This is a genomic window from Acidovorax sp. sic0104, assembly GCF_019219095.1.
Taxonomy (GTDB): Bacteria; Pseudomonadota; Gammaproteobacteria; order Burkholderiales; family Burkholderiaceae_C; genus Acidovorax.
The window spans coordinates 148,737-158,330 of the sequence record NZ_JAHUWH010000002.1; the positions used below are offsets into that span (position 1 = coordinate 148,737).

Annotated in this window: 11 protein-coding genes; all 11 read right to left on the bottom strand. The window is 67.5% G+C overall.

What is annotated here, in order from left to right:
• Window positions 1-652: 652 nt before the first annotated feature.
• Window positions 653-2,788: a TonB-dependent receptor domain-containing protein gene (locus KW835_RS04850; protein WP_218381176.1), complete on the bottom strand. Its 2,136-nt coding sequence runs from the start codon at window positions 2,786-2,788 to the stop codon at window positions 653-655.
• Window positions 2,789-2,978: 190 nt separating this feature from the next.
• Window positions 2,979-3,479, bottom strand: coding sequence for a hypothetical protein (locus KW835_RS04855; protein ID WP_255593288.1), 501 nt, complete (start codon window positions 3,477-3,479; stop codon window positions 2,979-2,981).
• 78 nt (window positions 3,480-3,557) lie between these two features.
• A complete protein-coding gene (locus tag KW835_RS04860; RefSeq protein WP_218381177.1) occupies window positions 3,558-4,154 on the bottom strand; it encodes a DUF3299 domain-containing protein in 597 nt (198 codons plus the stop codon).
• Between the two features lie 221 nt (window positions 4,155-4,375).
• On the bottom strand, window positions 4,376-4,633 hold the full coding sequence (locus KW835_RS04865; protein WP_218381178.1) for a hypothetical protein: 258 nt from the start codon (window positions 4,631-4,633) through the stop codon (window positions 4,376-4,378).
• A 52-nt stretch (window positions 4,634-4,685) separates the two neighbouring features.
• Complete coding sequence (locus tag KW835_RS04870) at window positions 4,686-5,921, bottom strand: FtsX-like permease family protein (protein WP_218381179.1); 1,236 nt, start codon at window positions 5,919-5,921, stop codon at window positions 4,686-4,688.
• Entirely contained in the window at window positions 5,918-6,598 is a 681-nt protein-coding gene (locus tag KW835_RS04875) for an ATP-binding cassette domain-containing protein (RefSeq protein WP_218381180.1), read from the bottom strand. Before KW835_RS04875 ends, KW835_RS04870 begins: the two co-directional genes overlap by 4 nt.
• Window positions 6,595-7,020, bottom strand: coding sequence for a Fur family transcriptional regulator (locus KW835_RS04880; protein ID WP_218381181.1), 426 nt, complete (start codon window positions 7,018-7,020; stop codon window positions 6,595-6,597). The genes KW835_RS04875 and KW835_RS04880 overlap by 4 nt, the downstream gene beginning before the upstream one ends.
• A 213-nt stretch (window positions 7,021-7,233) precedes the next feature.
• Complete coding sequence (locus tag KW835_RS04885; protein ID WP_218381182.1) at window positions 7,234-7,713, bottom strand: GNAT family N-acetyltransferase; 480 nt, start codon at window positions 7,711-7,713, stop codon at window positions 7,234-7,236.
• 5 nt (window positions 7,714-7,718) lie between these two features.
• Window positions 7,719-7,991 carry a DUF1778 domain-containing protein gene (locus KW835_RS04890; RefSeq protein WP_218381183.1) on the bottom strand — a complete coding sequence of 91 codons (273 nt, stop codon included), beginning with the start codon at window positions 7,989-7,991 and terminating at the stop codon, window positions 7,719-7,721.
• Between the two features lie 103 nt (window positions 7,992-8,094).
• On the bottom strand, window positions 8,095-8,637 hold the full coding sequence (gene msrA / locus KW835_RS04895; RefSeq protein ID WP_218381184.1) for a peptide-methionine (S)-S-oxide reductase MsrA: 543 nt from the start codon (window positions 8,635-8,637) through the stop codon (window positions 8,095-8,097).
• Window positions 8,638-8,730: 93 nt separating this feature from the next.
• The gene (locus KW835_RS04900) at window positions 8,731-9,594 is read right to left on the bottom strand and encodes an oxaloacetate decarboxylase (protein ID WP_218381185.1); all 864 of its coding nucleotides are present in this window, start codon (window positions 9,592-9,594) and stop codon (window positions 8,731-8,733) included.

Sequence of the window (9,594 nt, forward strand, 5' to 3'; positions counted from 1 at the left end):
GTTGGGCAACAGCAGGAACCAGACAGCCCGCGCCGCCTCCAGCGCCTGCAGGGCCAGCACGGGCGGTAGCATGGCAAAGCTGCCGGGCCCCACGAGCACGGCGACCGCATCGGGCGCAGGGGGCAGATCAGACAGGTCTTGCACCGCAGCCGGCCGGAACCAGCTGATCTCAGGCGCGCCCGGTACACCGCCAAGCGGCATCTTCTCCCAGGCGCCGTGCCCGGTGGTGCCGGTCACACCAAGCTGGGCCAATGCATAGCCGCCGATGCGCGAAGTCAGGTCCAGAACGGCGATTTGGGGTACGTTTGTCAACAGTGGGTTCCGGTGGTCGTCAAAGTGGAAAGGGGAATGTCCGTCAACGAAGCTGCGGACTCGGTGGACTGGCGCAGAGGCGCCGCGACAGATGCGGTTCACTCTCCGGATGGCCCGAAGGTGTTGCCTATCGAATGCCTGCTCTTTGAGAGCATGCAATGCGCACCGCGTGGAGCCCACGGAAGCCTTCGAGCGCGTAAGCACGCCCCAGGTTGACCCCTCACGCGCCAATTGTATCTATTTATTGCAAAAGTCGAATTTTGTTACATCAACGTGCGGCTTCACCCATGCTGCTACCGGCCCGCGCGGCGAGGGACAGCCCCGGCGCGCGGGCCTTTCCTCAAAACGCCACCTTTACTCCCACTGTCACATTGCGCCCCATCAACGGTGCCGCATTCTTGATGAATGAGGTATGCGCATACGCCAGGCGGTCGGTCAGGTTGTTCGCCTTCACATACACCTGCCACGGCGTGCCGCCGCTGAACTGCCCGCTGTAGCTCAGACCCACATTCAGCATGCCGTAGCCGGGCGTGGCGGTTTCGAACTCCGCCACACGGTTCTGGCGGGCCACCTGCACCCATTCGACCTGGCCATCCCAGGCGTTCCAGTTGCCATCCAGGCGCAGGCCGGCGCGGGTGGCCGGGATGCGGGGCAGCAGGCCGCCGCCGGCCAGACGGGCGCGCACGGTGTCGCCGAACAGCGTGATGCCGAAGTTGCGGTTCAGGCGCTGGCGCACCTGACCTTCGATGCCGGTGAAGGTGGCGTCGGCCTGGCTGTACTGCAGCAGTTGCAGGCCTTCCACTTCATCGAGCGTGCGGCCGTAGATGTAGTTGCTGATGCGGTTGCGGAACACGCTCACGCCGAAGGTGGTGTCGCCGCTGGTCTTCTTCAGGCTCACGTCGATGTTCTGCGAGATCTCGGAGCGCAGGTCGGGGTTGCCGCGTTCGTAGGTACTGGTGGCCATGTGAAGGCCCTGGGCGTACAGCTCTTCGGCCGACGGGGCGCGGCTGGCGCGGGTGAACGATGTACCGACCTGGTAGCCGGGCGTGAACCTCCACACCGCGCCCAGCGATGCCGAGGTGCCGTTGTGGCTGCGCTCGATGCCGCTGGCCTGTGCCTCGGCCGTCTGGCGGTCGTGGCGCAGGGCGGCCTCGAAGCGCCAGTCGCCCAGGCGGTATTCCTCCAGCGCGAAGACGCCCAGCTTGCGGGTGATGGTGGGCTCCACATAAGCCTCTTCACCTTCGGCGCTGAATTTCCGCTGCGAGGTCTGCAGGCCGATCACACCCTTGAAGCCGGCGATGGGCTCGTGCTGCAGCTCGATGCGGGTGTCGTAGGCCTTGTTCTTGAAGGTGGTGCTGATGGCGCCGTCCTCGACCTCGTCGTGCACATAGTCGGTGACCCCGGCCCGCAGGCGCAGGGCCGAGAAACCGGTGAAGGGATTGCGCAGCTCGCCGCGGATGTCGAAGCGCTCGCTGCGCAGGTCGACCACGGGTACATCGCCCGCTTCGGCGCCGTGGTCATGGTCGTGGCCGTCCTCGCCTTCGTCGGCATGGGCACCGCAATGCAGGTGGTCGCCGTGGGTGTGGCACCCCTCGAAGCTGTGGTTGTGCCCTGGCAGGCCGTACCTGGCGGTCTGCCGGGTGTAGGCGGCGCCCAGGTAGCCCCGGTCGCCCACCCACGACAGGCCCACGCTGCCGGTGTCGGTGCGGTTGAAGCTGCCCAGCACCTTGCGGCTGGGCTCGCCGTTGGGCACCCAGCCCTTGCCCACGCGGTAGTCGCTGGCGTCGCGCGAGACGCCCTCCACGTGCACCGCCAGGTTGCCGGTGCCGCCCGTGAGCGAGAAGGCCCCTGCCCCTTCGCGCGCACCCGTGTTGGCGCGCAGCTCGGCGCTGCCTTCATAGCCCTTTTCGGGCACGGCGGTGGGGATCTTGCCGTCCAGCACGTTGACCACGCCGCCCACGGCGCCGCTGCCGTAGACCAGGGCGGATGGGCCGCGCAGCACTTCGATCTGCGTGGCGAGCAAGGGCTCGGACACCACGGCGTGGTCGGGGCTGATGGTGGAGGCGTCGTGCAGCTCGGCGCCATCCGACAGCACCTTGACGCGCGGGCCGTCCATGCCCCGGATGATGGGCCGGCTGGCGCCCGCGCCGAAGTGGCTGCTGGTGATGCCGGGCTCGCTGTTGAGCGTCTCGCCCAGCGTGGCCTCGCGGCGGCGCACGAGATCGTCGCCTTCGAGCACGGTGGCGGGTGTGGTCATGTCGCTGGTGCCCAGCTGCAGGCCGCTGGCGGACACGGTGACGGCAGGCAGGCTGGGGGCGGCTTCGGCCGCCGACGGGGCGACAGCCGGTGCCGGAGCTGCCTGCGCATGTGCGATGCCATGGCCCGATAGCGCCAACATGGCAGCAAGGGCCACAGGACGAAGGACGGGGCGGCTGCGATGCGCTGCAGAACGGGATGCGAGGATGGTGTGGGTCATGGTGTGCGTGTGTGCTTGCGCCAATGGGCGTGTGCGCACCGCGATGGCAGAGCCAGGCGCGCGGCGCGCGGCTCCACGCCATGGAGCGCGGAGCCATGAATAAAAAGTGCCTCCAGCGCTTGATGGTCAAGCGCCGAAAGCTATGAAATCAGGAGTGAATTGCGACGAGAGCGCAGGTGAAATGCGCTTGTCAGGCCCGGGGCGGGCCACGCGCCTGGAACAGCGCAACATGCAAGGCGGCGTCGCGCGCCGCACGTTGGGCTGGCGGTGCGTGCGCGGGTGCCGGCTCGGGGGGCGCCACCGCGGCGCTGTGCAAGCTGTCGCCCAACGCCAACTGGTCCAGCAGAACGCAGTCTGCCGGGGCGTGCTGGCCCAGCAGCAGCGGCAGCAGTGCGTGGAGCCCGTGACTGTGGCCCGGTTTCGGTGCGGCCGCATCGGCGGTGTGGCTTCGGGGGGCCGCGCCTGGCGCACCCTGGGATGCCAGGGACAACCCTGCATGCACCCGGTCCAACGTGCTGCCATGGGCTACCTGGTGCAGCCGCCCCAGCGTGGGCACGGCCACGAGGGCCACCAGCAGCCAGGCCAGGGCCAGTTGCAGCAGCGCTTGCTGAGCTTGAAGACTGCGCCCGGCCGGCACGCGCGCGCCCTGCCCCGCCCTGCGCCGGGCTGGCTGGGTTTGGAAAGGGCGCAATGGAAAAGTCACGAGAGGAAAACCGTCAACAAACAAGGTGCCCGCAAGATGCGGGCAAAGATGCGGGGACGTCGGCGATTATTTCACCGGCACGGCCTCCACCACGCGGTAGTACAGGCCGTACTGGTCGTTGTGCAGCACGGTGAACTTGCCCTCGACCACCACGGGCTCCAGCGAATAGCGCACGGGTGTCCTGGCCTTGACCTCGACCATGCTCTCGGGCCCGCCGGGCAGGCAGAAGGAGCAGGTCAGCGGCACCGAGGTGAGCAAAAAATGCGTCTGGGTGGCCTTGGCGTCCAGCGGCATCATGAAGCCCTGGATGCGCTGCGTCGTCTTGTCCATGCCCTTTTGCGCGTCGTTGAACACGGGCAGGATGCCGTCCTTAGTGGTCTTCTTGGTCAGGTCGGTCAGCACCGACCAGGGGATCACATCCGTGCGCTGGGGCAGCGGCGCAATCGGACTGTTCGGGCTGTGATACCCCGCTCCCGAGCCCGATGGCACACCCGCCACCGGCGCCCCACCAGCACCCGCTGGCAACGGTGAACTGAGCACAGGCGCTGCGGAAGGCTTGGCTTGTGCCAGCGCGGTACCAGAAACACCGACACCCAACGCCAGCGCCAAAGGCAGAGCGATAGAGCGCCCGGGCACAAACCGAGGCAACCAACGATGGTGCATAAAAATCCCCTCCGTAAACGCCCCGTGCGCACAGGGCCAGCTATTCCATATGTGTGACAGCGCCGTCGACAAACGTGCTGATTCCACCTGAACTCCGTTGCGCCCGCGCCCTGCAAAACCGGCGCGCCCCAATCCCAGCGCCCCCGTGGAACCGGCTCCGCCGGGCCACCGGGGGCGTCCCCCCTCAGGGGGGAAGGCGCGCAGCGCCTCAGGGGGGAGCGTTAATGACTGTGGCGCATGCCGCAGTACTTGCCAATGCCCAGACCCTTGCACGCGGTCTGGAGTTCCTTCTGGCAGACGTCATGGCCCTTGCCGGATTCCAGGCACTTGGCGGCAGCTTCGTGCGCGGCGGCCATGGCGCGGTGGCGCTCGATGTCGGCCTTGGTCTCCTTGTCGGAATGCGCGCCCTGCGCATGGGCCACAGCACCGGCCATCAGCAGCAATGGCACCAGGGCCAGGGTGGTGAACAGTTTTTTCATGGAGAACCTTTCGAATGATGGACAAACAAGCAGGAAGCGAAAAACAAGGTCATCAGGGCTGGCCCAGCAGGTCCGCCACCTCGGTGCGGTAGGCCTGCATGGCTGGCAACAAGGCCGCCAATGCCGCCACGGCACCGGCCAGCAGCGGCACGCCCGCCTCGGCCGGCAGCCACACCAGGCCGCTGACCGGCAGCAGACCCTGGGCCTGCAGCACCCACCCCAGCGTGTGCGCCAGGGCGTGGCCCAGCAGCAGGCCCAGGGCAGATGCCATGGCGGACAGCCACAGCGCCTCCCACAGCACCAGACCGGCCACGCGGCCGGGCGGCGCGCCCAGCATGCGCAGCATGGCCAAGTCGGCCCGGCGCTCGCGCACCGCGTTCCACAACGCAATGAACACGCTGAGCGCGGCCACGGCCAGGAGCACGCCGCCAAAGGCGCGCAGCACGTCGGCCCCCACACCCAGCAGGCGCAGCAGGCGCGTGACCTCGATGGCCGGCGCGGCAGCCTGCAGCGCGGTGTCGGCATTGATCTGACGCGGCAGCGTGACGGCGGCCAGCGGCGTGCGGTAGCGCAGCAGCGCCACGGTCACTTCGCGCTCTTCCTTCAGGATCTCCAGGTCCTCAGGCTCGGTGGCCGTGGCGGTCTCGTGCACCATCCAGACGGACTCGGTGCTGGTCAGGATGAGGCGGTCGAGCACGCAGCCGCAAGGCGCCAGCACGCCGCTCACGCGGTAGGGGTGGTCGCCGTGGGCGTGCCCTCCTCCACCCAGGCCGTGGCTACCGATGAAGGTGGCGCCCACCAGCGGCGCGCCGCGGTTGTCGGCTTTGACAATGCCGCGCGCCACGCTGGCGCCCAGCACGGCGTCCATGGGCTGCTGCCACAGGGCGCCTTCGGCCAGGGTGGCGCTGTAGTGCGCCACATAGCCGGGCGTGGTGCCCACGATGCGGTAGCCCTGGTAGCTGTCGCCCAGGCTCAGCGGGATGACCTGCGCCACCAGCGGGCTCTTCTGCAGGGCCTGCACCTCTTGCAGCGGAATGTTGCCCGTGGGTACGTCGATGTGGAACACGCCCGCCAGGATCAGTTGCAGCGGGCTGCCCTTGGCGCCCACCACCAGGTCGATGCCATCGAGGTCGCGCTCGAAGGCCTTGTCGAGCTGGGTGGCCACCAGCAGCACCAGTGTGATGGCGGCCAGACCCAGGGTCAGCACCAGCAGGTTCAGCACGGCCGCCAGCGGGCGCGACCAGAGGTAGCGCCACGAAAGACGCGCGAGCTCCACTATGCTTTTCATAGCTGCTTGCACATACCCAGTGGGCGCTGTACTGCGTTTTTATTCAGATCCAGCTGCTGCGCGCCAACCAGCGCCTGCACCACGCGCTGATCGTGCGTGGCGATGACCAGGCTGGCGCCGCAGGCGGCTGCGCCGTGCTGCAGCAGGGACAGCGCATCGGCCGCGGCATCATCGTCCAGGCTGGCCGTGGGTTCGTCGGCCAGCAACAGTTCGGGCGCCAGCAGCACGGCCCGCGCCAGGGCTACGCGCTGGGCCTGACCGCCCGATATCTGGTGCGACTTGCGCGCCGCCAGCTCGGCCACGCCCAGCTGCGCCAGCACCAGTGCTATCCGCTCGTCGTCGCGCGGCAACCCGGCTGCAAAGTAGACCAGGCCCAGGTTCTCGGCCACCGTGAGCGCGCCCGACAGGTGCAGCTTCTGCGGCAGGAACCCGATGCAGCGTGCGCGCCAGGCATCGAGCTCCGCCCCGCGCTGCGTGCCCAGCTGGATGCCCGCCACGAAGAGATCGCCACCACTCGCACCGCGCAGGCCGGCAATGAGCGACAGCCAGGTGGACTTGCCCGTGCCCGAGCGGCCGCGCAGCAGCAGCGTGCCGCCCTGGTTCAGGTCCACGTCCGGAAAGCGCAGCGGCGCACCGCCCGTGGGGTAGGTGTAGGCAAGGCCTCGGGTACGGATCATGCGGCTGCGCTCTCGGCCGGGTGCGCGCAGCCAGCACAGCGGCCGCGCACGGCGATGTCCACGGCAAGACTCTCGTGCCCCGCCGTGGCCAGCGCCTGCAGCACCTGCTTCAACGCGGTCTGCACCTTGGCAGAGCCCTGCGACAGGCGGAACTGGCGGTGGCAGTCGTCGCATTCAAAGCGCGGTGCGGCGCCCTCCTCGCCTTGGGGTGCGAGCGCATACCGCGTGACGCGGGCGGCATCCACCTGCTTGTGCAGCAGCCCGGCCGCGGCGAAGCGGTCGAGCATGCGGTAGACGGTGACCTTGTTGACCGGGGCACCGGCAGTGGCGAGGGCAGCCTCCACTTCGGGTTCGGAGAAGGCTGCGTCTGGGCGGGCTGCGTACAGCGCCGCCAGTGCGCGTGTGGCACGGGTCGCACGCATCCCTGAAGGCAACGACCAAGTCGCGCTGGATGGACGTGAGGATATGGCCGGCATGGACAGCGATGGACAAGCGGAGTGGATAACGCAATCGGGTTGCATTATGCCTGCCGTGTTCGTCGCTGGACCTGGGTGTACCCAGGAACTGCAAGGGCACTTTGCAACATGCGCATGGGCCGCACAGGTTGAAGCGCTTCAGGCGCCCGGGGCGAGTGGCTAGATGCGCAGCGTCAGCGTCATGGGATGCAGGGGAGATTCCCTGCACCCGTAGTGCTCGTAAAACCGCTTGGCATTGTCATGCAAAGCGTGGACGAGAACGGCGCGAACCCCGGCGTTTTGCGACACCGCCACGGCTCTGTGCACGGCATCCTGCAGCAGTGCGCCCCCCAACTGAAGACCCTGGGCCTGCCGGGCGACCGCAAGCCGCGCCAGCACCATCACAGGAATGGGGTCCGGCATATTGCGGCGCACGCCGCTGGTCGCCATCTGGTGCGACACAGCGCCAGCCGCCATGGCGTAGTAACCCACTACACGCCCGTCAGCGCCTGCCACCACGAACGTGCGGCTCGCCCCGCTCAATTGATTGGCCAGAGCGCGGCGCTGGAGCCAATCATCGAGCGTAGGCTCTCCGCATGCAAAACCGTCGAGTTGATGGTGGGTGGCCAGAGGCTGTGGTGCACTGCACTGCAAACCCATGCCGCTCACGCTGCTCCCGCGGTCCAGGGAGCCTTGACGGCCATGAGTCGCTCCAGACCTGCGTCGGAGGTACGGGGCGCGTCCAGCAGGGCCGTGAACTGCTTGAACTTGTCTGTATCCAGGCTGAAGAACACTTGATCGAGCACCACAGCCTGCGCTCGGTCACAAGCCGCTTCCAGCATGAAATCGGAACGGTTTTTGCCGAGCAGGCTGGCCGCATGGTCGATCAAGTCACGTTGCTCAGGCAGCGCCCTGAGATTGATGGCAGCGTCGCGCATGGCAACTCCTGTGCATATGCAATGGATACACAAACTCTATATCAACGTATATCAGTTGTCAATACATACGTCAGCGCAGCATTGCACGACCCCCAGCCCCAGCTCAACCCTTTACATACCGCGCAAACGTCTTCCTGAACTTCTCCACCTTCGGCCCCACCACAAACGCGCAGTAGCCCGCATTCGGGTTCTTCGCGAAGTAGTCCTGGTGGTAAGCCTCGGCCGCGCTGTAGTTCTGCAGCGGCTTGACCTCGGTGGTGATGGGCGCGCCGAACAGCTTGTCCTGCGACATCTGGCGGATCATCGCGTTGGCCGCCTCGCCATCTTCAGCCTTGTCGAAGTAGATGCCGCTGCGGTACTGCGTGCCCACGTCGTTGCCCTGGCGATTGAGGGTGGTCGGGTCGTGGGTGTAAAAGAAGATTTCCAGCACTTCTTCCAGGCTGATCTCGTCGGCATCGTAGGTCAGGCGCACCACCTCGGCGTGGCCGGTGTCGCCCTGGCAGATCTGCTCGTAGGTAGGGTTGAGCGTGTGGCCGTTGGTGTAGCCGCTTTCCACGTCGGTGATGCCGCGCACGCGGTCGAACACGGCCTCGGTGCACCAGAAGCAGCCGCCGCCCAGGGTGATGGTTTGAAGGTTCTGTGCCATGTGGGTCTCCATGCGATGAATGGTTTCAGGGGCATGGTACGCGGCGCCCGGTAACGCAGTGCGGGCGGGGGCATTGGGCCGCCCCGCTGGTCGTCATTCGTACTGCCTTCCCTGCTCCATCAGCTCGGGCGTGCCGATCAGCGCGTTGAGGCCGTCGAAGTCCAGCATGCGCTCCTTGAACGGCGCCGTGGTCTGGTGCGTGTGCAGACTGGCGTAGTAGCCCCGCAGGGTATGGGCCACCGCCCGCGCCGTGCCGCCGGGGAAGATGGCGATGCGGAAACCGCGCTCGCCCAGCTCCTGCGCGCCCTGCACAGGGGTTTTGCCGCCCTCGACCATGTTGGCCAGCAAGGGGATGCGGTGGGCGAAACGCTGGCAGGCGGCGTCCATCTGCTCGGGGGTGCGCAGGGCTTCGATGAACAGCGCATCCACGCCGCATTCCAGGTAGCGCTCGGCCCGGTCGAACGCGGCCTCGATGCCCTCGACCGCCAGCGCGTCCGTGCGCGCCAGGATCAGGGTGCTGGCGTTACGGCGGGCGTCGAGCGCGGCGCGCAGCTTGCCGCACATCTCGGCGGCGGGCACCACGGTCTTGCCGTCCAGGTGGCCGCAGCGTTTGGGAAAGCCCTGGTCCTCGATCTGCACCATGGCTGCGCCCGCCCGCTCGAAGCCGCGCACCGTGCGCTGCACGTTCAGCGCGTTGCCAAAGCCGGTGTCTGCATCGACGATGACGGGCGTGCGCACCCGCTCGGTGATGCGCGCCAGGGTGTCTTCCACCTCGGTGTAGGTGGTCAGGCCCACGTCGGAGCGGCCCAGCCGTGTGTAGGCGATGGAGGCGCCCGAGAGGTACAACGCCTCGAAGCCGGCCTGCTCGGCCACCAGGGCGCTCAGCGCGTCGTAGATGCCTGGGGCCAGAAGGATGTTCGGCTGCTGCAGCCGTTCGTGCAGGGTCATGTCAGTCAT